This window comes from Cryocola sp. 340MFSha3.1 (assembly GCF_000383315.1).
Classification (GTDB): domain Bacteria; phylum Actinomycetota; class Actinomycetes; order Actinomycetales; family Microbacteriaceae; genus Leifsonia.
The window spans coordinates 74,305-95,301 of the sequence record NZ_KB911087.1 but is presented as its reverse complement, the minus strand read 5'-3'; the positions used below and the strand labels follow the sequence as shown (position 1 = coordinate 95,301).

Genomic DNA, 20,997 nt, shown 5'->3' with positions numbered 1-20,997 from the left:
CTTGCGGCAGAGCCGGGGGAGTCCCTACCGTGACGGCACTCACCATCCGGCTTTCCGTGCGTCCGGCCTTCAGCGCCCGGCACCCACCTCCGATCCCTTCCCGAGGAGCACCCATGACATCCCGACGACGTTCCGCTGCTGCGGTCGCCGCCCTCGCCGCCACCGCACTCGTGCTCGCGGGCTGCGCCGGCGCCTCGAACGGCTCCAGCGCATCCACCGCCTCCGACGGCAAGAAGTTCGCCGGTCAGACGTTGACCGTGGAGATGATCTCGTCGCACGAAGGCGCCGCCAAGTGGCTCGCCGCCGAGTTCAAGAAGGAGACCGGCGCCACCGTCAAGACCGTCATCGTTCCCTATGACGAGATCGGCTCCAAGATCGCGCTCGACCAGCAGTCCGGTGCGAACACGATCGATGCGGCGGCGCCCTGGTACGTCTCGCTCGGCGATCTCGCCGCCGACGGCGCCATCCAGGACCTGTCCTCCTGGATCAAGGACGACAAAGCGCTCGACACGTCCGACTTCATCCCGTCGATCTACGACGCGTACAGCAAGGTCGGCGACAAACGCTACGGCCTGCCGTTCGACGGCGACACGCACGTGCTGTTCTACAACAAGGAGATCCTTGCGAGGAACGGCATCCAGGCGCCGCCGAAGACCTGGGACGAGTACCTGCAGGACGTGAAGACCATCACCGCGAACGAGTCGGCGCAGGGCGTGTACGGCGCCGCGGTCTTCGGCCAGAAGTCGCCGCTCATCCTCGGCGCCAGTTACGCCAACCGCCTCGCCGGCTTCGGCGGCGAGTTCCTCGACGAGAAGGGCAAGCCCGCGCTCGACTCCGAGGCGGCCGTGCAGGCGGCGCAGGCGCTGGTGGATGTGAACAAGTACGCGCTGCCCACGCCGGCCGAGACGGACTTCGGCGCGGGGAACAGCGCCTGGTTCGCCGGCAAGGTCGGGTTCATCGAGAACTGGACCGACCTCGGCGTCCGCTCGGAGGACGCATCCAGCGACTCGAAGGTCGCGGGCAAGTGGGGCGTCGTGACCCTGCCGACCGGTGGATCCAACACGACCTCCCGCGCATCGCTGGTCGCCGGCTTCACCTGGGTGATCACCGCCAACACCAAGAAGACGGACCTGGCCAAGGCGTTCATCCAGTTCGCGACCTCGTCGAAGGTCAACGCCCAGCTGCTCGTCGCGTCGCCGCCCACCGGGATCGACCCGAACCGGAAGAGCTCGCTGAACGACGCGACCTACGGCAAGGACTTCCCGACCATCCAGAACGTCAACAAGGCCACCCTGACCGGATCGCTCGCCTGGCCCACCGGAAAGCACGCGACGGAGCTCGCCCAGGTGCTGACGGACGGCCTCGCCAAGCTGCTCGCCGGCCAGGGCGGGAGCGCCAAGCAGACGATGGACGACATCCAGAAGAAGTGGGAGAGCATCCTCAAGTGACGGAGGCCACCCTCGTCACCGACGCCGCCCCCCGGGCCGCCGCGCGCACACCCGCGCGGCGAGCCCGGGCGGGCGGCGCCGGCGTGCGCCGTGCCATGGTCGCGCCGACCGTGCTCGCGACGCTCGTGCTCGGCGCGTACCCGCTCGTCTTCATCGTGCTGACCGCGCTGTCGGAGTCGTCGCTCGGCCGGCCGCTGCAGAGCTGGGTCGGCACGGCCAACCTCACCGACGCCCTCACCGACGGGGATGTGACCGCCTCGCTCGCGCGCAACGTGGTCTACGCCCTGGTGGTGTCGGCGGCGAGCACCGTGCTCGGCGTCGTCACCGCGCTGGCGCTGCGCAGCGCGACCTCTCGCGGCTCGCTCAGCCGCACCCTCCTGCTGCTGCCCCTGATCACTCCGCCGGTGATCGTCGGAGTGCTCTGGAAGCTGATCTTCAACCCGTCGGGCGGGCTGCTCAACACGCTGCTGAGCCTGGTCGGGTACCACGGCGCGCCCGTCGCCGTGCTGTCGTCGCCGGGCTGGGCGCTCGTCGGGATCGGCGTCGCCGACGTGTGGGAGTGGACGCCGCTGATCGCGCTCCTCGTCTTCGCAGCGCTCCTCGGGCAGGACCGCGAGGTTGCCGAGGCCGCGGCGCTCGACGGTGCGCACGGGTTCCGCTTCTTCCGCAGCATCACGCTGCCCACCATCGCGGGCACGATTGCGGCGGCCTTCCTCATCCGGCTGGTGCTCGCCTTCAAGGTGTTCGACCTCGTCTTCGTGCTGACCTCGGGAGGGCCCGGCACCTCCACGAGTATGCCCGCGTACCTGATCTACCAGGCAGCACTGCAGCAGTTCGACCTCGGCCGGTCGTCGGCCATCACGCTGCTGCTCGCCGTCGTGGTGACCGTCGTGACACTGCCCGTCATCCTCATCGCCAGGAGGCTCCACCGTGACTGACCGCCTGCTCGCCGGATCCCGCGACCGTCGGCCCATCGCCGCGGTCGTCGTGCTCGCGCTGGTGCTCGCCGGCACGCTGGTCCCGATCGCGTACCTCGTGTCGGTGTCGCTGATGTCGCGCGCCGACGTCGGCGCCGGCCTCCTCATCCCCGCACACCCGCAGCCGCAGAACTGGGTGAACGCCCTCTCCGGCGGCCTGCTGCAGGGCGTGTTCAACTCCCTCGTCGCTGCCCTGGCCGGTGCGGCGCTGACGCTCGTCATCGCCGTGCCTGCGGCCTGGGCGATCACCCGGTACCGTGCGGGAGGGCGCACACTGGCGGCGACCGTGCTGAGCCCGTGGCTGCTGCCGCCGATCGTCGCGGTCATCCCGCTGTTCACGCTGCTGCGTTCCCTGTCGCTCAACAACACGCTGCCCGGACTGACCCTGGTCTACGCCCTCTCGAACGTCGCGGTCGCCGTCTGGCTGCTCGAAGGCTTCACCCGCCGCATCCCCGCCGAGCTGGACGAGGCCGCCCAGCTGGACGGCGCGGGAGGCTTCCGCGTGCTGGTCAGTATCGTCACTCCGCTGCTCGCCCCGGCGCTCGTCGCGGTCGGCATCATCGTCGCGGTGCTCAACTACAACGAGTTCCTGCTCGCCGCCTTCCTCACGCAGTCGCCGGACGCGCAGACCCTCCCGGTCGTGCTGACGCTGATGCTGGGGGAGCGGATCACCGACTACGGCAAGCTCGCGGCGGCATCGGTGATCGGGCTCATCCCCGTGTTCGCCGCGGCCGCGTTCTTCCAGCGCCGACTGGTGTCGGGGCTGACGGCGGGGTCGACGCGCTGAGTCACGCCGGGCGTGCGACGACCTCCGCCAGGGCGTCCAGCAGCTGCGTCCACCCCGGTTCGAGGCCGGCGATCATGGGTGCGGTTCCAGCATCCGCGTCTGCGACCCGGATCGTGAGCTCCAAGCGGCAACGCGTCCGGCCCGACAGGGTCAGCTCGTGCACGGCGTCGAACAGCGGCTCGCCGTCGGGCCCGAGGGGCGCGAGCGTGAACTCCAGGCGGCGGCCCGGCTCTGCGGCGCTGACCGTGCCGGCCGAGGCGTAACGCGCGCCGTCCGCCTCACGCAGGCGGAGCTCGACGCGACCGGCGGGAGTCGCATCCAACTGGCTGCGCTCCACTTCGAAATGCGGGGGAGCCCACCACTGCGCGAGGAGGCGGGGGTCGGTCCAGGCCTCCCACACCTGTGCCGGAGGAGCGGGGATGGTGCGACGGAAGCGCAGGACGGTCGCGTGACCGCCCGGCTCGTCGGAGATCCGCGCCTCGGTTGCCGCTACCGCGTCTGCGTATCGCGCGAGGGCGACGTCGTCCGGAGTCGCCGTCGACAGACCGCCGAGCCAGTCGGCGACCTCGTCGAGGACCGCTCGGTTCAGGGAGGCGAGTTTGCGCCGGCCCAGCCGGTGGATACGCACCACGCCGGCAGCCTCGAGTGCCTGGAGGTGCTTGGTCGTCTGAGGCTGCAAGGCCCCGAGGACGGCGGCGACCTCGCCGACCGTGTGCGGGCGGATGGCCAGCGTCTCGATGATCCGGAACCGCGTCGGTTCTGCGAGTACCGCGAGGATCGCGTGCACCCGGTCGCTTTCGACCGCCATCCGTCCCTCCGATCGATCATTGCTTGACACATTCGTTGCAACGAATATATCGTGCGGTCAAACAAGGGAGCAAATTATGGAAACGATCGAACGGATCATCGCAGCCCCTGCCGAGACCGTCTGGGAACTCTGGACGACCCCGGCGGGCATCGGGCAATGGTGGGCGCCGGACGGGTTCCGCACCGACGTGTCCGCACTCGACCTGCGGCCCGGAGGTGAGCTCGTCTACACGATGACGGCGACGGCGCCCGAGCAGGTGGCGTTCATGGACCAGAACGGGATGCCGCTGAGTACGGAATCTCGCAAGACCTTTACGACGGTCGAGCGGCCGACACGGCTCGGGTACCGCTCCCTGATCGACTTCGTGCCCGGCCACGAGCCCTACGAGCAGCTGACCGAGATCGAGCTCGGGCCGGTCGACGGTGGGACGCGTGTGATCATGAGGGTCGAGCCGCTGCACGACGAGGTGTGGACCGAGCGGCTCCTGGCCGGCCGGGCGAACGAGCTGGACAACCTTGCACGCCTGGTTGACACAGGGGAGTAGGTCGCCAGGCGAAGGCCGTGGCGCCGTTCACTGCGGCTGAGGAACCTCGATACGGCCGAGCTGGAGCAGGATCGCGAAGCGGTCGGGCACACCCCAGTGCTCGACGATCCGCCCCTCGGCGACCCGCGCCACATCGATGACGGTGAAGTGCACCGGCCGCCCGGTCGGCGCTCCGAGGAAGGGCCCCGTGTTGGTTCCCGCACCTTCGGCGCGCACCCAGACGATGTCGTCACGTTGGGCCCAGTCCCCGATGGTGAATCGGAGGTCCGGGAAGGCGGTGTGCACGTCGGTCATTCCCTTCTTGACCTTGGCGATGGCGTCGGCGCCGGTCCCGGAGAGCCCGAGCTGGTGTTCGACGAGGTCGGGGGAGCAGAGCTCGTCGACGATGTCGGTGCGGCCGCCGGCGAATCCCTCGTGGAGCATCCGCTCCAGAAGGACGACCGCGGCCGGTTCTGCGTCTGTGGTGATCATGGGAGGACTCCTTCGTCTGCACCTTAACTGCGGTCAGTGCAGTGACACTGCATTGACTGCACCATTAGTATCGATCTCGTGAACGCCGACGTCAAGACCGCATCCTCCTACCGGCAGGAGCAGGCGCTGCAGACGCGCCTCCGAATCGCGACCGCCGCTCAGGCACTGTTCGCACGCGACGGGTATGCGGTAACCAGCATCGCGGCGATAGCACGGGAGGCCGGCGTCGGCACCCGGACCGTCTACGCCGCCTACGGGGCCAAGCGCGAGATCCTCAACGTGATCTGCGAGCGCTGGCTGGAGCGGGCGCGCGCCCGCGAACTCGCCCGCGAGATCCTCGAACTGCCGGAGCCGGGGGAGCGGATGGCGGGAGCGGCCCGCTGGTTGACGGTGCTGTACTCGACCGATTTCGACGTCGTGCGCATCCTCGATTCCGCTCTGGACGAGGATGCGGAGACTCAGGCCCTGCTGCGCTCGAAGCTCCGCGCGCGCAACCGCGTGATGGACAGCCTGATCACCTCGGTGGAGGACGCGCTGGTCGTCCCTCTGGCCGAGGCCCAGGCGGTGTACCGGGCGTTCGCCGCGAGCGGCGTCTACCTCGAGCTCGTCATCAACGCCGGATGGACGCCGGAGCACTTCGAGCAGTGGCTGGCGGCCACGCTGGAGGGTCAGCTGCTCGGGATGCGGTAGCCGGGCTGCGGGTTGCCCGCGCGGTCAGTGGTTGCGCGGGTCGCTCGGACCGCCTCGCGTGCCCTTGTGAGCCTCCTCGATGATCCGGACGTCGTGCACGGTGACGCTCTCGGTCATCAGCAGGTCGAGCGACGTGACGAACAACCGCCCGATCTCTTCGGGCGTCACCTCGGGTCCGGGAACGTCGACGCGGAACCCCTGCGCCTGCAATCCGCCCTCGTTCGAGAACGTCACCTCGGCGTCGAACACCGCGCGGTACTGCGTCATCGTCCCCTCATCCCTCTCGTCGGTGACCGGCACGCCGAGCCTAGCCTCCGCCCACGCGCTGAAAACGGAAGACATCCCGCGGCCCGGATGGGCGGACATCCTCCGTTCCGGCACGGCGGCGGGGTGTCGCCGCAGCATCCCCTCCCTTTCCGACCGCGCCGCGAGCGAAGGTTCGAGTGCGGGAAACGGAGGCGATTCGGCAGCCTGACCCCGCGAAACGCCGGAAACGGAGGGGATGTGGGCGAGCGTGCCCGGCATCCCCTCCGTTTCCGACCGCGCCGCGAACGGCACGGCCCGGGTCAGCCGGCCGGCAGCAACTCCGCGATGAGGGCCTCGACGCGCCGCTTGATGTCGTCGCGCACCGGGCGCACGTGCTCCACCGGGAGACCGGCGGGGTCGGTGAGGTCCCAGTCCTCGTAGCGTTTACCCGGGAAGATCGGGCAGGTGTCACCGCATCCCATGGTGATCACCACATCGGACTCGCGCACGGCGTCCGTCGTGAGGATCTGCGGGGTGTTCCCGGCGATGTCGATGCCCTCCTCGGCCATCACGGAGACGGCCGCGGGATTGAGCCGGTCGGCGGGCTCGGAGCCGGCGGACAGCACCTCGACGCGACCCCCGGACAGTTCGCGGAGGTATCCGGCGGCCATCTGGGAGCGTCCGGCATTGTGCACGCAGACGAACAGGACGGTGGGGCGGTCGGACACGGCGGCCTCGCATTCTCTCGGTACCCGAATCATAGATGACCGTCGATGTCTTCGACCACGCTCGCGGCGACCGTCCCGACCCTGCGCGGCTCGCGTCCGAGCAGCCGACGGAGATCGTCCGTCTCGTGCGCGAGCACCCCCGCGGCTGCCGCGGCGTGCAATGGCCCGAACGGACCCGCATCGGCCACGGACACATCCCGGTGTGCGACGGGCCGGCCAAGCAGACCGCTCAGGATGCGGGCGAGCTCCTCGTAGGTCCACGCCGGCCCACGCAGCTCCCACAGCTCCTCGCCGGGCGGATCGGCGACCACGCGGGCGGCGGCTTCTGCGAGGTCGGCGATGGATGCGGTGGCCAGCGGACGGGATGCGGTGGCCGACCCTATCCATCCGCTCGCCGCCTGTTCGACCGCGGCCGTCACGAACGGCTCCGTGTAGAACCCGTTGCGCAGGACGGTCGCCGCGCCGCGGTCGCGCAGGGCCGCCTCCGTCGCCGCATGCGCAGGGTCATGGTCGCCGCCGTGGACGCTGGTGTAGACGACGTGCTCGAGCGAGGCCGCAGCGGCGAGCACCGCGCGGTGCTGCCGGAGTCGCTCGTCCGGATCGAGCACGGGACTCGAGACGAACAGCAGGCGGTCGATCCCGCGGAAGGCCGTGGCGAGGCCCGCGGGATCGGCGTAGTCGGCGCGTCGCGCATCCACTCCGATCCGCCGCAGCCGGTCGGCCGCCTCGTCGGACCGGACGAGCGCATGCACCTCCTCGGCGGGGTGGAGGGTGAGCAGGGATCGGACGGCCGCGCCGCCGAGACGACCGGACGCGCCGGTGATGAGGATATGGGTCATTGCGTGCTCCTGAAGAGTCGACGAGAAAGGGTTCCGGGGCGGGGGAGTCGAGGACTCCCGGCCGTCACGAGACCGTCGTCGCGCGCACGCGAGGGAAGGCTGCCGTCAGGCGCCTGCGGGGATCACGGTGTGAGAAATCATCCGCCGCCGAGGCTACCGCATCACGGAGCGTGGAAGTAGTGCCGTTCCACCGGCTCGGTGCTGCTCAACGCGCGCGCCGCCTCCCAGAGCTCCCGGTCGCGTCCGGTGAAGCGCTGCGTCCGTTGCCGGGTGAACTCGCCCCAGGAGGGGACGAGGAACGTCTCCAGCATCGTGTCCGGGTGGTCGCCACTGCGGTACAGCCGCCAGCGGTAGCCGCCGGTGCGTCTGCGGGAGTCGGCCACCAGCCGGATGGCCCGCTCGAACGCGGCGCGGTCGGCGTCGCTCACGCGGTACGACATCTCGATCAGCACTGGTCCGTCTGTCGGGTCGGGTTCGAAGACGAGCATCGGCTCGGGCCACGAGTTCGCGATGGTCCGGTCGATGGTCGCCGTGCCGGGGAGCAGCGGGAGCGGACGCACGCTGACCGCCACGACGACCAGAAGGACGGCCGAGATCACGAGCGCGGTCGTCGTACCGGCCGCCTGGGCCAGCACGCCGAAGAGGAACGACCCGATGGCCATCGCGCCCATGAAGAACAGGATGTAGACGGCGACCGCACGCGACCGCACCCACTGCGGGAGCGTCAGCTGCAGGGCGGCGTTGAGGACGGTCAGGGTGCCGATCCAGGCGAGCCCGGCCACGACGAGCACGACGAGCGCGACGACGAACGGCGCGAACGCGGCGGCGACCGTGCCCAACGCGAAGAGGAAGGCACTCGCGGAGATCACGACGTTGTCGCTGAACCGCTTCCGGGCGACGGGCAGTAGGAACACACCCGCGACGGCACCGACGCCCAGCGCGCCGAGCAGCAGGCCGTATCCGCTCGAGTCGAGCCCGAGGCGGGTCGCCGTGAGCGGCAGCAGTGCCCAGAGCGCGCTGGCCGGGAAGGCGAACAGCACGGACCGGAGGAGGATGCGCCGCACGAGGTGGGCCGACAGCGTGTACCGGACGCCTGCGCGCAGAGCCGGGCCGAACCGCTCGCGGTCGTCGAGGCCGGGCTGCGGCGGGCGACGCCACCACAGCAGCGCGACGACGGCTCCGAGGAAGCTGACGGCGTTGATCCCGAAGACCACGGGCGTCCCGAAGAGCGACAGCACGACGCCTGCAAGCGCCGGCCCGATCGCCCGGGCGCCGTTGACGGTCACGCCACCGAGCGCGGCGGCCGCGACCACCTGCTCACGCGGGACGAGCTCCGGCTGGATCGCCTGCCAGGCCGGCGACGTCAGCGTGGACGCGACGCCGAGCAGCAGCGTGAACCCGAGCAGTGTCGGAGCGGTGAGGGCACCGGCCGCGGCGACCACGGTCAGCCCCACGGCGAGGACAGCACTGGCCGCCGACCCCCAGATCAGCAGTTTGCGGCGGTCGAACGAGTCGGCGAGCACGCCCGCCGGGAGCGAGAACACCACCGCCGGGAGCAGGCTCGCCGTCTGCACCAGCGCGATCACCACGCTGTCCGCGTGCGATTCGACCAGGAACCACTGGGCGCCGACGGTCTGCATCCACGTCCCGATGTTGCTGCCGAGCTGCGCGAACCACAGCACGCGGAACACCGAGATCGCCAGGGGCGCCCAGGGGGAGAGGGATGCGTTCGGCGCCGTCCTGCTCGCCGGCGCGGTCATCGCGCGGTCACGGGATGCGCCGCGTCGCCGTGCGCTACCTCGCCGTGCTCTCCCTTGCCACCGAGCACCGGCCACCGCCCGAGTTCTGCGGCGCCCCGGTACGTCGCCTCGAGGAAGTCACGGACCAGCCCCTCCGGGTCCTCCGCACGCCGGACGTTCTCGTACGGCAGCAGGAACTCGCCCAGCTCGTCGCTGTAGTACGCCCCCTCGGGCATCGGCGTCCGCTCGAACCCGTCCGGCGCGGGGTACGCGTATGAGTAGAAGGCGCCCTCCGCTCCTCCGCCGGGCCAGAAGCCGGCGCTGCTCAGCTCACGGGAGTAGCCCTCCAGCATGACGCTGTCCGGGCAGTTCGGCGCGCCCCCGGGATGCGGCGGTGCGGTCCGTCCCGAGAACCGGGTGACCGCCAGATCCATCGCACCCCAGAAGTAGTGCACGGGGCTCACCTTGCCCGTGAAGCCCGAGCGGAATTCGAGCAGCATCCGCTGGGCGTCGATCAGCTGCCGCCAGAACGCCCGCGCCTGCTCCGGCTCGTACGTGCAGTGCTCGGTGTCCTCGGCGAACGGGATGGCCACCGCCACCTCGTTGGGGACCGCGTGGATGTCGACGGTCACGCCGAGGTCGGCGAGCGCCTCCAGCGTTGCGGCGTAGAACGTGGCGACCGAGTGCCCGGCCAGCGGGAAGCGGCGCAGCCCGCCGTCGCTGGTGCGCAGCACGAGCTCGTGGTCGACGAAGTCGAACTCGATGTCGAGGATCCGCGACGGGAGGGGGATGGGGCCGGTGCCGAGCCCGCGGGCGCTCGGATACAGCGTGACGTGCCACCAGTGGTTGATGGGCGGCGTCAGCGCCATCCGGATCTTCCCGACGACCTGCGTCCACATGTGGAGCGTGTCGCGCGTGGCGACCCAGCTGTCGACGGGGAGCTGCACCCGTGGCTCGGCGACCGGCGCCATCATCCCTCCGCCGGCTGCGGAGCCCGCCGCAACAGGTAGGTGTGCTCGCCGGAGAGGACGACCTCCGACCGCTGATTGTGCACGGTCACCGCTGCGGTGACGATTCCGTTGGGGCCATCCGGTGTCAAGGCGGTGATCTCCAGTTGCGAGTAGAGGGTGTCGCCGGCGTGGACCTCCTGGAGGAAGCGCGCCGAGAGCCCGGTGAACGCGATGAATACCTCTCCGATGATATGCGGGAACAGGGTCGCCCCCGGAGCGGTGAAGGCGAGCACCTGCAGGCCGTGCACGACGGGAGCGCTGTGGCCGTGCGCCTTCGCCCACACCTCGTCGTAGTGAACCGGGTGGTTGTCGGCCGACACGGCCTGGAACGCCGACGCGTGCGCGTCGGTGACCGTGCGGCTCGGCGCCCGGAACACCTCGCCCACGGTCAGCTGTTCGAAGGTGCGCGGCTCGACGATGGCGAAGTCGAGCGGATCGAACGTCCCGCCGCTCACGCCGCGAGCCAGTCGCTCAGGAAGGCGACCGCCTGCGCGACGGCCGCACGCGCCTGCGGAGTGTCGTGCATGCTGTTGACCATCACGAAGTCGTGGATGATGCCCTCGTACCGCACACCCGTGACCGTCACACCGGCCCGGCGGAGCTTGGCCGCGTACGCCTCGCCTTCGTCGCGGAGCACGTCGCACTCCGCGTTGATGACGAGAGCGGGCGGAAGCCCGGCGAGCTGCTCCTCGGTCGCCCGCAGCGGTGAGACGGTGATGCTCGCGCGCTCGTCGGCGCTCGTCGTGTACTGGTCCCAGTACCAGCGCATCGCATCCCGGGTGAGCCAGTAGCCGTCCGCGAACTCCTGGTACGAGCCGTCGTCGAACGCCGCATCCGTCACCGGATAGAACAGCACCTGGCCGCGGAACGCGAGGTCGCCGCGCTCCTTCGCCATCAGCGTGAGGGCGATGGCCATGTTGCCGCCGACGGAGTCGCCGGCGATCGCCATGCGGGTGCCGTCGAGCTCTTCGTCGGCACCGTGCTCGACGACCCACTTCGCCACGGTGTACGACTGCTCGTTCGCGATCGGGTAGCGGACGTCGGGGGAGCGTGTGTACTCGGGGAACACGACCGCCGCCCCGGTGCCGACCGCGAGGTCGCGAACCAGGCGGTCGTGGGTATGCGCATCGCCGAACACCCAGCCGGCGCCGTGCGTGTACAGCACGACCGGAAGGGGACCGGATGCGCCTTGCGGCCGGACGATCCGGACAGGAACGGAGCCGGTCGGACCGCCGTCGACGGTGATCCACCTCTCATCGACGGCCGGCTTCGCGATCTCGGAGTCCTGGACCTGGTCGACCGCCTTCCTGCCCTCCTCCGGCGGGAGCTGGTAGAGGAAGGGCGGGTTCGCGGTGGCCTCGCAGAACGCCTGCGCGGCGGCCTCGAGTGCGTAGCCGTGCGGGTTGGCTGTCGCCATGCTGGTCGCTCCCCTCGCTCAGGCCAGCTCGGCGGCGGCGTCGGCGATGACCTTCGCCACCTCGGCGGGGTGGGAGCGCATCACCAGGTGCGGCGCGTCGATCTCGATCACCGAGCGCAGCCCGGCCCGCTTGTAGCCGAAGCGCTCGACATCCGGGTTGATGGTGTGGTCGGCCGACGAGACGATGCCCCATCCCGGCTTCGTCTTCCACGCCGCGACCGGGGCGGTCTCGCTGAACGCCAGCGCGGCGAGCGGACGCTGCGACGCGGCGAGCACCTCGCTGACCTCGCGGTCGATACCGGCGGCGAACACGTCCGGGAACGCATCCACCTTCACGGACACGTCGGTCCCGGGCTCGGAGCCCTCGATGGGGAACGGCGTGTAGACCAGGTTGGCGGCGAGATCGGAGTCGGGGAAGCCGCCCTGCAGCTGCCCGAGGCTCTCGCCCTCGTCGAGTGCGTATCCCGAGATGTAGACGAGACCGACGACGTTGTCCGCCGCACCGGCGACGGTGATCACCGCACCTCCGTAGGAGTGGCCCGCCAGGAGCACCGGGCCGTCGATCTGCTCGACGACCGAGCGGATGTACGCCGAGTCGCCGAGGAGGCTGCGGTTCGGGACCGCGGGAACGCGCACCGTGTAGCCCTGGTCGAGCAGGATGCGGGTGACAGGAGCGAAGCTCGCCGCGTCGGCGAAGGCTCCGTGGATGAGGACGATGGTGGGTGTGGCCATGACGCCGATCCTTTCGTTGGGGTTCGATCGCCACGCTAAGAGGGGCACGGAAGCCGTGTCGTGGCCCTCTCGGGGTCACCGTCCGAGGCCCGGCTCGTCCTCGATCAGCTCGTCCGGCGTCGGAACGGCGACGTCGGCGGAGTCGAGGGCGCGATCGACCCGCAGCCTCGCCTGGAGGTACTCGATCGCCGCGGCCGCCGGCGAGCCGGGATCACCGAAGAACGTCGTCAGGTGCTGGCCGCCTCCCGGAACCTCGAACGTCTGCCAGCGGAACGGGATGTAGTCGAACGGCTCGATGTGCACGAGCGCGACGCCGCGCCGCTGCGGGCGCGCTTCGTGGCTCGCCCAGACGTCGCGGAAGTCCTTGGAGCGCGAGGACAGTGCGGCGACGAGCAGCTGCAGCCGCGGGTCGTCGGGTTCGGCGTGGTAGCGGAGGCTGGCGACGGCCCCGCGCACCGCCCGCTGCCAGTAGGGCCGTCGGTCGTCGCCCGCCGCCAGGGCTGCGTCGACGATCGCCTCGACCATGTTCGCGCCGGGCGGCAGGGACAGCGGGATGAACGCGCGGCCCAGGTGGTTCACGGCCAGCACGTCCTGGTTGCGGTCGACCACGTACGCGGGCGCCATCGTCCACTGGTCGAGGAGGACGTTCACATTGTCCAGCACGTCTGCCGGAGTCCCGCTGAGGGCCGGCGGGCAGTCCGCGGTGTGCCGGGCGGGGACCGTCTGCCCGGCGAGCCGGAACAGGTACACCGTCGCGTCGGCGTCGAGCTGCAGCGCACGGCCCAGCGCCAGCAGGACCTGCGGCGACGGCTGGTGGTCGCGTCCCTGCTCCAGCCGCAGGTAGTACTCGGGGCTGATGCCGGCCATCCCGGCCACCTCCTGGCGGCGGAGGCCACGCACGCGACGGCGCGGTTCGGAGCGGAGGCCGACGTCCTCCGGAAGCAGGGCGTCGCGGCGGGCGCGGAGGTAGGCGCCGAGGGCGGCGTTGGAGTCGCTCATGTGCGGAGGGTCCTGTCGTGGAGGCGCCGTACTGGATTCACCACTCCAGATTGTCTCAGATGCGCGCGAAGCTTCGCCAGGTCTGCACGATGAGCCGATTTACGCCCGCTATAGCGGCGACGGCTCAGGCAGCCTGCAGAGCCGGCGCCAGGTGGGCGAGCGACGAATCCGCGATGCTCGCCAGCCGTTCCGGGTCGTCCTCGACACGGCTGAACTGAATGAGTCCCTGCGAGACGAGCACGATCTCGGCCGCGAGTGTCGCACGGCCGTCCTCCGGGATGCCGTCGCGAGCGAGTCGCTCGTCGACGAGCTGCTCCATGGCGGCGATGGCGCGAGCGCAGACCGCCGCCACCTCGGGCCAGTCGCGGCCGAGTTCAGCGAGGCTGTTCAGCATCAGGCACCCCCAGCTGGGCTGATGCGCGGCGCAATCCGCGACCACAGCGCGGAAGAAGAGCCCCACGGCCTCCTCCGCGGTGGCGCCGTCGGCCATCGCATGCCGCACGATGTCCACCCGGCTCTCGCAGTAGCGCTCGAACAGCAGAAGGAACAGCTCGGGCTTCGAGCCGTACGCGGCGTAGATGCTGCCGTTGCCGACACCGGCCGCCTCGGCCAGGTCGGACATCGCGGTCGCGGTGTACCCCTTCTGCCAGAACACGGCAGTGCTGCGCGCGAGAAACGCATCCTCGTCAAACTCTCGACGGCGAGCCATTGGTCGAGCCTAGCAATCGGGGTCGTGGAGGCGGAAGCGCGGCCGGCGTGCGATCCTGGCTACGACGACCCCGGAGGGATGATGCGACTGCCGACCGACCCGACGTGCGTCCTCGTGCAGATGCGCGCGACGACGCACGCGGAGAGCGCGGTCTATCGACGCATGCACCGGCACTCGTTCGGTCACGTCGGGTTGTCGCAGATCGCGTCCGTCGCGCAGAGCGTCGAGGCGCGCCTGGACGAAGTGCCCGCTCGGGCGATGGAGAGCACCCAGCTGCAGTTGGTGCACAGCGGCAGCCTCATCCTCGAACAGGACGGAACGCAGAGGCGTTTCGGCGCGGGGGAGCTGGCGATGTACGACGCGAGCCGGCCCTTCTCCTTCGTCTATCCGGACGAGTTCCGGACGACGATCGTTCAGGTCCCGACCGTTCTGCTCTCCGCACGCGGGGTGCTCCCGGCCTCGCTCGGTGCGCGGTCGGTGGACGTCGCGTCCACCGGTCGCCGGGAGCTCGAGGGGCTGCTGCGCGGTTCCGTCGGCCGCGGTGTCCGGCCGGCCGACGATCCGGTGTCGCTGTCCTCGGGAATCGTGCGGGCGGCGCGGCTGATGGTCGACGAGGAGCTGGGCGCCGCACGCGAGAGGAACGCTCCGGCGGCCCAGCTGGTGCGGGAGGCGACAGACCTCCTCCACCGCGAGTACGCCGACCCCGGACTGACCGCTGCGGCCGTCGCTGCGCGTCTTCACGTATCGCTCCGGACGCTCTTCGCCGCGTTCGAGGACGCCGATGACTCTCTGGCATCAACCCTGCGCCGGGTACGGCTCGGGGCCGCCGAACGCCTTCTGCTCACGACCCGGCTGCCGATCTCCGAGGTCGCGTACGCCGTCGGCTACGCGGACGTCACCGCGTTCATCCGCGCCTGGAAGACCGCGACAGGATGGACGCCCGCCCGGTGGAGACGGCTCAGGGCCGGCTGGGCCGCCGCGGACGAGCGCGGCTGACCACCCTGCGGGTCACGGGGCGACGACGACCTTGCCCCGCGCGCGTCCCTCGCCGATATGCGCCACCGCGCCGCCTGTCTCCTCCAGTGGATACACCGCGTCGATGACGGGCCGGAAGAATCCGTCTCCGAGCAGCCGGGCCAGCTCGCGCAGGTCCTCCGGTCGCTCGCGCGCCATCAGGCCGACCAGCCGCTGCCGGCTGAAGCGGTCGAGCATCCCGGCCGCCGCCGTCCGCTGGATGCCGCCGAGCAGCGGGCCACCGGATTCGCCGCCGACGAGCACGACCGAGCCGGTGGGGCTCAGGATGCTGCGCAGCGCGGTGAGCGGACGGTTGCCGGCGGTGTCGATGATGGCGTCGTAGACCCGGCCGAGCGTCAGGATGTCGGTCGTCGTGTAGTCGACGACCTCCTGCGCGCCGAGCGAGCGGACGAGCTCCGCTTTCCGCCCGGTGCAGACCCCGGTCACCTGGGCTCCGCGGGCCGCTGCGAGCTGGACCGCGATGTGGCCGACGCCGCCGGCCGCGCCGATGACGAGCACGCGGTCGCCTGCGCCTGCGCCGCTCGCGGTGACCGCCTGGAGGGCCGTCACCGCCGAGATCGGCACGGCCGCGGCCTCCTCGAAACCGACGCCGGGCGGCACGGCCACGAGGTCGTCCGCTGGCGCGACGACGAACTCCGCCAGGGCGCCGTCCGCCGACCCGAACACGGCGTCCCCGACCCGCCAGGCGGTCTGCGAGCCGGCGCCGATCTCCTCGACCACTCCGGCGAACCCGAGACCGCGCACGCGTGCCTTCGGGCCGCGCCAGCCGAATCCGATCGCCCGCATCAGGTACGGCCGGCCGGTCGTGAGATGCCAGGTGCCTGCATCCACCCCGGCCGCCCGCACGCGCACCAGCACCTGGTTCTCGCCGGGCACCGGCACCGGGATGCGCTCGACGCGCAGCGCGCTCGGCGGTCCGTAGGCGTCCTGGGTGACGGCCCGCATCGTGCGGCCCTCGTTCGTGTCCATCGCGGTCTCCTGTCTCAGTACTGTTTCTCAGTTCTCCGGGTACTGGAAGACGTCGTCGAGGGGGACCCCGAACACCCGTGCCAGCTGGAAGGCCATCTCGAGGGAGGGGGAGTAGCGCCCCTGCTCGATCGCGATGATCGTCTGCCGTGTGACACCGACCCGATCCGCGAGCTCGGCCTGCGTCATCTCGCCGGCGGCGAAGCGCAGCGCACGAAGCGAGTTGGTCACGCGCGTGGGCTTCACCATTCCGGCATCCCCCGACGATAGGCGGTCAGCCGGGCGGCGGCGCCGACGATGGCCGAGAGCACGAACGCCAGGTAGACGGCGTTGGCGATCCAGAACCACGGCGCCTCGACGAGCGAGAGGATCAGCGCCGCGACGGCGCCGATGACGACGAACGCGCCCCCCACGCGCTCTCCGAACGCGAACACCTCGCGATCGCGCTGGTCGCGCTTTCCCGCATCCCGGCGGTTGCCGACCGCCAGCACGATCCGCGCCAGGATGTTGGCCACGATCGCCCCGCCGACCGTCCACAGCAGGAGCGCGGCGTACACGTCGGTGCCCAGGGCGGCCAGCAGGATCAGATAGGTCGCATACCCGGCGACCGCGGTCACCAGGTAGACCCACGAGTTCTTCTCGTCGAACGACATCCGCCGCCTCCACCTCACTCGGGCATGTCAAAGTTTCTGTACATAGCGAGTGTAAGCGTGAACAGACACGATGTTAAAGCTCTTTTACATGGGGGAATGGCGGCGACGACAACCTGGTTGGATGGAAGCGTGCTCCGAACGATGTTCAAGTCGAAGATCCACCGCGCGACGGTGACGCACGCCGACCTCCACTACGTCGGCTCGCTGACCGTCGACAGCGACCTGATGGCGGCGGCCGACCTGCTGCCCGGGGAGCAGGTCGCCGTGGTGGATGTGACCAACGGCGCGCGCTTCGAGACCTATCTGATCGCCGGGGAGCCGGGCAGCGGCGTCATCGGCGTGAACGGTGCGGCCGCCCACCTTGCGGAAATCGGCGACACGGTCATCGTCATCTCCTACGCGCAGCTGGATGACGCCGAGGCCCGCACGTTCGTTCCGACCGTTGTGCACGTCGACGCGGCCAACCGCATCCTCGCGATCGGCGACGACCCCGCGGACGCCGTTACGCCGGGCGTCGAACGGCCGCCGCTCGCGCTCTGAGCCGTATCAGCCGCGCTCGGCGGTGATCGCCTTCGCCGCACCCCACAGCGAGCCGACGTTCGCGCGCCCGGGCTGCTTCAGCAGCATCCGCTCGTAGAAGCCCAGCGGGTCGCCCGGCGTCGTCTGGGTCTCCTCGATGTCGCGGAAGTACTGGATGGTCGCCTCGATGTCCGCGGGCGAGTCCGGACGATCCGGTTGCTTGTGCCCGCTGACCACCCACCGCGGCTCCAGAGCACGGAGGCGCTCCAGGGCGGCCACCCAGATGCGGCGCGTCTCCGCCGTCGTCTCGGCGAGGTACGGGTACGTCGCGTTGTAGACCACGTCGCCGGCGACGACGAGTCCGGCGTCGGGCACCCACAGCGAGGTCGTCCCCTCCGTGTCCGTGTGGCCGGCCTCCACGACGATCAGGTCGTGTCCTTCCAGGCTGAAGCCACCCTCCACGACCTCGGGGAACTCCACCTCGGGGATCTGGCCCGGGAAGAGCCGGCCCCAGAAGTCGTCCCGCCACTCGGGCCGCGCCTGCACCTCCAGCTCGCCGATGGTGCCGGCGGTGGCCAGCGCCCGCACGCCGGGGAACGCGGCACGCAGCTGTCCCACCCCGTACGCGTGGTCGCCGTGACCGTGGGTCAGATAGACGGCGGCGAGCGGGACGTCGTGCGACCGGATCCACTCGATCAGCCGCTCGTTCTGCGCGATGGTCGCGAACGTGTCCACCAGCACGGCCTCGCGTTCTCCGACGATGAGGGTCGCCGTGTTGGCGACCCACCGCCATTCCTCGTTGCCGGGTGGGAGGTCGCGGGTGAGTCCTTCGCGTCGCTCCGTGTAGACCTCGAACGTCAGCGGGGTGGTCATGGTGCGTCCTCTCGTCGTCTCGATCCGTCACCGCCGGCGCAGTGCGCGCTCGGCGAGGGCCGGGGGCGTGGCGTTGTAGCTATCGTCGTTGACCTCGGCGCCCGGCGCGACGACCGCGTCGATGCGGTCGAGCACGTCGTCGCCCAGCACGATGTCGGTAGCCGTGAGCAGGCCGTCGAGCTGCTCCTGCGTCCGCGGGCCGATGAGGGCGGCGGTGACAGCGGGATGCGAGGTCACGAACGCGATCGCCAGTTGCGGCATCGTGAGGCCGGCGTCGGCCGCGATCGTCTGCAGCTCGTCGACCGCCCGCACGCGCCGGCGGCCGGCTTCCGTCTCCGGGTCGTACAGTGCGGCCCGGCTCCTGGCGCGATGCGCCGTGTCGGTCCGCGGGCGCCCGGACAACCACCCGCCGTGCAGCGGGCTGTAGGTCATCACGCCCATCCCGAACTGCTGTGCGACGGGGAAGACCGAGCGCTCCGGCGTCCGCCCGAGGATGGAGTACATCGGCTGTTCGCTCACGAAACGATGGGTACCGTTCCGTTCGGCGACCCACTGCGCCTCGACGATCTTCTCGGCGGCGAAGGTCGATGCACCGACGGCGAGCACCTTCCCGGCTCTGATGAGGTCGTCGAGTGCCGACAGGGTCTCGTTCAGATCGGTCCTCCAGTCGTACCGATGGAGCTGGTAGAGGTCGATGCGATCCGTCTTCAGCCGGCGGAGGCTTCCCTCCACCGCCTGCACGATCCAGCGGCGTGACGCGCCGGACTGGTTGCCGTCCTCGCCCATCGGCAGTCCGAACTTCGTCGCGAGCACCACCTCGTCGCGTCGCGAGGAGATGGCCGCGCCGACGATCTCCTCCGACTCGCCCTGCGAATACACGTCTGCGGTATCCACCAGGTTGATGCCCGCATCGAGTGCCCGGTTGATGATCCTGGCGCTGTCGTCGTGGTCGGTGTTCCCCATCGCGCCGAACATCATCGTGCCCAGCGCCAGCTCGCTCACCGACCATCCGGTCGCTCCGAACGTCCGTCGTCTCATTGTGTCCTCCTCCAGAAGCGGATGTCTCCATGCCACCAGCCGGACGACGTGCGCGACGACCACGATCCTGCCGAAGGGCAGCCCGATCCTGCCGACTTCGACCGGATCGGGCACCCTCGCGTTGCCGCCACGGACACGCTGTGCTTCGCTACGAGCCATGGAACGACTGGAGGAGCTGCGCGCGCTCATCCTGCGGAGCGCCGCCGGAGCGGTGCGCCGCGACGTGGTCGATGGCGTGAGCATCGGCGTCGTGGAGTACGGAACGCGCCCGAGGGCGACGATGACGCATCCCTCCGTGACCGTGCTCGCGGGCGGCCGGAAGCGCACGAGCGTCGGCGACGTCGACTTCGTCTACGGTCCCGGGCAGTTCCTTGTCGCATCCCTCGACCTCCCGGTCACGGGTCACGTCGCCGAGGCGAGCCCCGACGACCCGTTCGTGGTCTTCAGCATGGCGTTGCGTCCGGCGGTCATCGCCGGTCTGCTCCTCGACACGGTGGACGTGGCCGACCCTCCGCGCTTCACCGGGATGGCGGTCGGAGAGGCCTCGGACGACCTCGTCGACGCGGTGATCCGGATGATGCGGCTGCTCGACTCCCCGGCGGATGCCGCAGCTCTCCGCGGGCCGACCGAACGGGAGATTGTGTGGCGCCTCCTCACCGGGCCGCAGGGCGGTCTCGTGCGGCAAATCGGCTCGGCGGACAGCGGCATCGCCCACATCTCGCGCGCGACGACGTGGCTGCGTGAGAACCTCGCCGAGCCGGTGTCCGTCGCGGCGCTGGCGCGGCTCAGCGGCATGAGCGTGTCCACCTTCCATCGGCACTTCCGCGCGGCGACCTCGCTGACGCCGATCCAGTGGCAGAAGGCGTTGCGGTTGCGACGGGCGCGCATCCTGTTCGCCGAGGGCGACACGACCGTCGCGGAGGTCGCCTCCGCGGTCGGCTACGGCAGCGTCTCGCAGTTCAGCCGCGAGTACCGCCGCACGTTCGGGCAGTCGCCGGGTCAGGATGCAGCACGGCTGCGTGCGGGCGCCTCAGAGGCCGACGACATCGCCGGTGACGTCACGGCCGGTGAACCGGCCCGGTGACGGCTGGGCAGCTCGACGACCTCGAACTCCGCCACCACGATCTCCGTGTCGCCGTCGATGCCGGGCCAGGCCGCACGGTGGGCGGCCTGCCAACGGGCCGCCGCATCGTCGGTCCCACCCGCGACGGCGGGGCGCGCGGGCGCCAGGTCGACGTCGTCGACGCGGCAGGTGGTCACGGCCGCCAGCTCGACGATCGCGACCGGCTCGTCGGTCGAGTCGACCAGCTGGTAGCGGGTGCCGGGCACAGGAAGCGGCTCCCCGTCGCGGAGGTAGTCGGCGAGGGGAGTGGTGGTCGCCATCCGCGCTCCATCCAGGATGTGACGCGTGACGTCCTCGCGCTCCGGCCCCGGCCGGCCGAAGGCGACCACCGGCAGCTGCGCCGCGCGAGCCCGGAAGCGCGAGATGCGCTCGGCCGTCCGCATCATGCCTCCTCCGGGAGCGGGTCGCCGTCGTCGTCCATCCTGTCCACCAGCCGGTACACCGCGCGGCGGGGCCAGTCGGTGCTGTCGTCGAGGACGAACACCTCCCACACCTCGTCGTCCCGGTACCGCGCCCGGCCCCGCAGAGCGGCGGGCGGCTCTCCGGGGCCCGCGGTCAGCCGGATCACCGCGTCGACCAGACCTGGTCGCTGCATAACCGCTTCGAACGTGACATCGCCATCCATGTCTGCACCCTAGGGATGCGG

27 protein-coding genes are annotated in these 20,997 nt (G+C 70.6%); 8 read left to right on the top strand and 19 right to left on the bottom strand.

What is annotated here, in order from left to right; translation table 11 throughout:
* The first annotated feature begins 113 nt into the window (after positions 1–113).
* The 3 genes from H284_RS0100495 to H284_RS0100485 are packed head-to-tail and all read left to right on the top strand — an operon-like array spanning position 114 to position 3,212.
* Positions 114–1,448, top strand: coding sequence for an ABC transporter substrate-binding protein (locus tag H284_RS0100495; RefSeq protein ID WP_020074764.1), 1,335 nt, complete (start codon positions 114–116; stop codon positions 1,446–1,448).
* Positions 1,445–2,386, top strand: coding sequence for a carbohydrate ABC transporter permease (locus H284_RS0100490; RefSeq protein ID WP_020074763.1), 942 nt, complete (start codon positions 1,445–1,447; stop codon positions 2,384–2,386). Before H284_RS0100495 ends, H284_RS0100490 begins: the two co-directional genes overlap by 4 nt.
* The gene (locus H284_RS0100485) at positions 2,379–3,212 is read left to right on the top strand and encodes a carbohydrate ABC transporter permease (protein ID WP_020074762.1); all 834 of its coding nucleotides are present in this window, start codon (positions 2,379–2,381) and stop codon (positions 3,210–3,212) included. The genes H284_RS0100490 and H284_RS0100485 overlap by 8 nt, the downstream gene beginning before the upstream one ends.
* A gap of 1 nt (position 3,213) precedes the next feature.
* Here the strand turns inward: H284_RS0100485 and H284_RS0100480 are convergent, their stop codons facing one another.
* On the bottom strand, positions 3,214–4,020 hold the full coding sequence (locus tag H284_RS0100480; RefSeq protein WP_020074761.1) for an SRPBCC domain-containing protein: 807 nt from the start codon (positions 4,018–4,020) through the stop codon (positions 3,214–3,216).
* Between the two features lie 76 nt (positions 4,021–4,096).
* Here H284_RS0100480 and H284_RS0100475 point away from each other — a divergent pair, with 76 nt between their 5' ends.
* Complete coding sequence (locus tag H284_RS0100475; protein WP_020074760.1) at positions 4,097–4,564, top strand: SRPBCC family protein; 468 nt, start codon at positions 4,097–4,099, stop codon at positions 4,562–4,564.
* A gap of 27 nt (positions 4,565–4,591) precedes the next feature.
* Here the strand turns inward: H284_RS0100475 and H284_RS0100470 are convergent, their stop codons facing one another.
* Complete coding sequence (locus tag H284_RS0100470; RefSeq protein ID WP_020074759.1) at positions 4,592–5,035, bottom strand: ester cyclase; 444 nt, start codon at positions 5,033–5,035, stop codon at positions 4,592–4,594.
* A 78-nt stretch (positions 5,036–5,113) separates the two neighbouring features.
* On the opposite strand from H284_RS0100470, the gene H284_RS0100465 reads away from it, so the two are divergent.
* Entirely contained in the window at positions 5,114–5,725 is a 612-nt protein-coding gene (locus H284_RS0100465; protein ID WP_020074758.1) for a TetR/AcrR family transcriptional regulator, read from the top strand.
* A gap of 24 nt (positions 5,726–5,749) precedes the next feature.
* Here H284_RS0100465 and H284_RS0100460 read toward each other — a convergent pair whose 3' ends face one another.
* From H284_RS0100460 to H284_RS0100415, 10 genes are all read right to left on the bottom strand, one after another.
* The gene (locus H284_RS0100460; RefSeq protein ID WP_020074757.1) at positions 5,750–6,025 is read right to left on the bottom strand and encodes a hypothetical protein; all 276 of its coding nucleotides are present in this window, start codon (positions 6,023–6,025) and stop codon (positions 5,750–5,752) included.
* A gap of 266 nt (positions 6,026–6,291) precedes the next feature.
* A complete protein-coding gene (locus H284_RS0100455; protein ID WP_020074756.1) occupies positions 6,292–6,699 on the bottom strand; it encodes an arsenate reductase ArsC in 408 nt (135 codons plus the stop codon).
* A gap of 29 nt (positions 6,700–6,728) precedes the next feature.
* Entirely contained in the window at positions 6,729–7,538 is an 810-nt protein-coding gene (locus tag H284_RS0100450) for an NmrA family NAD(P)-binding protein (RefSeq protein WP_020074755.1), read from the bottom strand.
* A gap of 161 nt (positions 7,539–7,699) precedes the next feature.
* Positions 7,700–9,298 (bottom strand): MFS transporter, encoded by a 1,599-nt coding sequence (locus H284_RS0100445; RefSeq protein ID WP_020074754.1) that lies wholly within the window; start codon positions 9,296–9,298, stop codon positions 7,700–7,702.
* The gene (locus H284_RS19825) at positions 9,295–10,251 is read right to left on the bottom strand and encodes a DUF5996 family protein (RefSeq protein ID WP_231371029.1); all 957 of its coding nucleotides are present in this window, start codon (positions 10,249–10,251) and stop codon (positions 9,295–9,297) included. The genes H284_RS0100445 and H284_RS19825 overlap by 4 nt, the downstream gene beginning before the upstream one ends.
* Positions 10,248–10,742: a MaoC family dehydratase gene (locus H284_RS0100435; protein WP_020074752.1), complete on the bottom strand. Its 495-nt coding sequence runs from the start codon at positions 10,740–10,742 to the stop codon at positions 10,248–10,250. The genes H284_RS19825 and H284_RS0100435 overlap by 4 nt, the downstream gene beginning before the upstream one ends.
* A complete protein-coding gene (locus tag H284_RS0100430; RefSeq protein ID WP_020074751.1) occupies positions 10,739–11,704 on the bottom strand; it encodes an alpha/beta hydrolase in 966 nt (321 codons plus the stop codon). The genes H284_RS0100435 and H284_RS0100430 overlap by 4 nt, the downstream gene beginning before the upstream one ends.
* An 18-nt stretch (positions 11,705–11,722) precedes the next feature.
* Positions 11,723–12,436, bottom strand: a complete 714-nt coding sequence (locus H284_RS0100425; RefSeq protein WP_020074750.1) for an alpha/beta hydrolase — start codon at positions 12,434–12,436, stop codon at positions 11,723–11,725.
* Between the two features lie 75 nt (positions 12,437–12,511).
* A complete protein-coding gene (locus H284_RS0100420; RefSeq protein ID WP_020074749.1) occupies positions 12,512–13,435 on the bottom strand; it encodes a helix-turn-helix domain-containing protein in 924 nt (307 codons plus the stop codon).
* Between the two features lie 124 nt (positions 13,436–13,559).
* Positions 13,560–14,144: a TetR/AcrR family transcriptional regulator gene (locus H284_RS0100415; protein ID WP_196802814.1), complete on the bottom strand. Its 585-nt coding sequence runs from the start codon at positions 14,142–14,144 to the stop codon at positions 13,560–13,562.
* Between the two features lie 24 nt (positions 14,145–14,168).
* On the opposite strand from H284_RS0100415, the gene H284_RS0100410 reads away from it, so the two are divergent.
* Entirely contained in the window at positions 14,169–15,140 is a 972-nt protein-coding gene (locus H284_RS0100410; RefSeq protein ID WP_231371028.1) for an AraC family transcriptional regulator, read from the top strand.
* A gap of 12 nt (positions 15,141–15,152) precedes the next feature.
* Here H284_RS0100410 and H284_RS0100405 read toward each other — a convergent pair whose 3' ends face one another.
* From H284_RS0100405 to H284_RS0100395, 3 genes are read right to left on the bottom strand one after another with little or no spacing between them, the layout of a single operon-like run.
* Positions 15,153–16,148, bottom strand: a complete 996-nt coding sequence (locus tag H284_RS0100405; RefSeq protein WP_020074746.1) for an NAD(P)-dependent alcohol dehydrogenase — start codon at positions 16,146–16,148, stop codon at positions 15,153–15,155.
* A 27-nt stretch (positions 16,149–16,175) separates the two neighbouring features.
* The gene (locus H284_RS0100400) at positions 16,176–16,394 is read right to left on the bottom strand and encodes a helix-turn-helix transcriptional regulator (protein ID WP_018191015.1); all 219 of its coding nucleotides are present in this window, start codon (positions 16,392–16,394) and stop codon (positions 16,176–16,178) included.
* Positions 16,388–16,798, bottom strand: coding sequence for a hypothetical protein (locus tag H284_RS0100395; RefSeq protein WP_020074745.1), 411 nt, complete (start codon positions 16,796–16,798; stop codon positions 16,388–16,390). The genes H284_RS0100400 and H284_RS0100395 overlap by 7 nt, the downstream gene beginning before the upstream one ends.
* A gap of 129 nt (positions 16,799–16,927) precedes the next feature.
* Here H284_RS0100395 and panD point away from each other — a divergent pair, with 129 nt between their 5' ends.
* A complete protein-coding gene (gene panD, locus H284_RS0100390) occupies positions 16,928–17,338 on the top strand; it encodes an aspartate 1-decarboxylase (RefSeq protein WP_020074744.1) in 411 nt (136 codons plus the stop codon).
* Between the two features lie 6 nt (positions 17,339–17,344).
* Here panD and H284_RS0100385 read toward each other — a convergent pair whose 3' ends face one another.
* Positions 17,345–18,190 carry an MBL fold metallo-hydrolase gene (locus H284_RS0100385; RefSeq protein ID WP_020074743.1) on the bottom strand — a complete coding sequence of 282 codons (846 nt, stop codon included), beginning with the start codon at positions 18,188–18,190 and terminating at the stop codon, positions 17,345–17,347.
* Between the two features lie 27 nt (positions 18,191–18,217).
* Positions 18,218–19,228: an aldo/keto reductase gene (locus tag H284_RS0100380; RefSeq protein ID WP_029042760.1), complete on the bottom strand. Its 1,011-nt coding sequence runs from the start codon at positions 19,226–19,228 to the stop codon at positions 18,218–18,220.
* A gap of 157 nt (positions 19,229–19,385) precedes the next feature.
* Here H284_RS0100380 and H284_RS0100375 point away from each other — a divergent pair, with 157 nt between their 5' ends.
* Positions 19,386–20,312: an AraC family transcriptional regulator gene (locus H284_RS0100375; protein WP_020074741.1), complete on the top strand. Its 927-nt coding sequence runs from the start codon at positions 19,386–19,388 to the stop codon at positions 20,310–20,312.
* Here H284_RS0100375 and H284_RS0100370 read toward each other — a convergent pair.
* Together H284_RS0100370 and H284_RS0100365 are read right to left on the bottom strand one after the other, a co-directional pair.
* Complete coding sequence (locus tag H284_RS0100370; RefSeq protein ID WP_231371027.1) at positions 20,228–20,737, bottom strand: ASCH domain-containing protein; 510 nt, start codon at positions 20,735–20,737, stop codon at positions 20,228–20,230. The two genes, H284_RS0100375 and H284_RS0100370, sit on opposite strands and share 85 nt — an antisense overlap.
* A complete protein-coding gene (locus H284_RS0100365) occupies positions 20,734–20,976 on the bottom strand; it encodes a hypothetical protein (protein ID WP_039731156.1) in 243 nt (80 codons plus the stop codon). Before H284_RS0100365 ends, H284_RS0100370 begins: the two co-directional genes overlap by 4 nt.
* Positions 20,977–20,997 lie beyond the last annotated feature (21 nt).

Excerpts from the sequence above, each read along its gene's own strand:
- H284_RS0100495 (WP_020074764.1), top strand. The coding sequence starts at position 114 with ATGACATCCCGACGACGTTCCGCTGCTGCGGTCGCCGCCCTCGCCGCC.
- H284_RS0100480 (WP_020074761.1), bottom strand. The coding sequence starts at position 4,020 with ATGGCGGTCGAAAGCGACCGGGTGCACGCGATCCTCGCGGTACTCGCA.
- H284_RS0100475 (WP_020074760.1), top strand. The coding sequence starts at position 4,097 with ATGGAAACGATCGAACGGATCATCGCAGCCCCTGCCGAGACCGTCTGG.
- H284_RS0100470 (WP_020074759.1), bottom strand. The coding sequence starts at position 5,035 with ATGATCACCACAGACGCAGAACCGGCCGCGGTCGTCCTTCTGGAGCGG.
- H284_RS0100450 (WP_020074755.1), bottom strand. The coding sequence starts at position 7,538 with ATGACCCATATCCTCATCACCGGCGCGTCCGGTCGTCTCGGCGGCGCG.
- H284_RS0100445 (WP_020074754.1), bottom strand. The coding sequence starts at position 9,298 with ATGACCGCGCCGGCGAGCAGGACGGCGCCGAACGCATCCCTCTCCCCC.
- H284_RS19825 (WP_231371029.1), bottom strand. The coding sequence starts at position 10,251 with ATGATGGCGCCGGTCGCCGAGCCACGGGTGCAGCTCCCCGTCGACAGC.
- H284_RS0100430 (WP_020074751.1), bottom strand. The coding sequence starts at position 11,704 with ATGGCGACAGCCAACCCGCACGGCTACGCACTCGAGGCCGCCGCGCAG.
- H284_RS0100425 (WP_020074750.1), bottom strand. The coding sequence starts at position 12,436 with ATGGCCACACCCACCATCGTCCTCATCCACGGAGCCTTCGCCGACGCG.
- H284_RS0100420 (WP_020074749.1), bottom strand. The coding sequence starts at position 13,435 with ATGAGCGACTCCAACGCCGCCCTCGGCGCCTACCTCCGCGCCCGCCGC.
- H284_RS0100415 (WP_196802814.1), bottom strand. The coding sequence starts at position 14,144 with ATGGCTCGCCGTCGAGAGTTTGACGAGGATGCGTTTCTCGCGCGCAGC.
- H284_RS0100405 (WP_020074746.1), bottom strand. The coding sequence starts at position 16,148 with ATGGACACGAACGAGGGCCGCACGATGCGGGCCGTCACCCAGGACGCC.
- H284_RS0100400 (WP_018191015.1), bottom strand. The coding sequence starts at position 16,394 with ATGGTGAAGCCCACGCGCGTGACCAACTCGCTTCGTGCGCTGCGCTTC.
- H284_RS0100395 (WP_020074745.1), bottom strand. The coding sequence starts at position 16,798 with ATGTCGTTCGACGAGAAGAACTCGTGGGTCTACCTGGTGACCGCGGTC.
- H284_RS0100385 (WP_020074743.1), bottom strand. The coding sequence starts at position 18,190 with ATGACCACCCCGCTGACGTTCGAGGTCTACACGGAGCGACGCGAAGGA.
- H284_RS0100380 (WP_029042760.1), bottom strand. The coding sequence starts at position 19,228 with ATGAGACGACGGACGTTCGGAGCGACCGGATGGTCGGTGAGCGAGCTG.
- H284_RS0100375 (WP_020074741.1), top strand. The coding sequence starts at position 19,386 with ATGGAACGACTGGAGGAGCTGCGCGCGCTCATCCTGCGGAGCGCCGCC.
- H284_RS0100370 (WP_231371027.1), bottom strand. The coding sequence starts at position 20,737 with ATGATGCGGACGGCCGAGCGCATCTCGCGCTTCCGGGCTCGCGCGGCG.
- H284_RS0100365 (WP_039731156.1), bottom strand. The coding sequence starts at position 20,976 with ATGGATGGCGATGTCACGTTCGAAGCGGTTATGCAGCGACCAGGTCTG.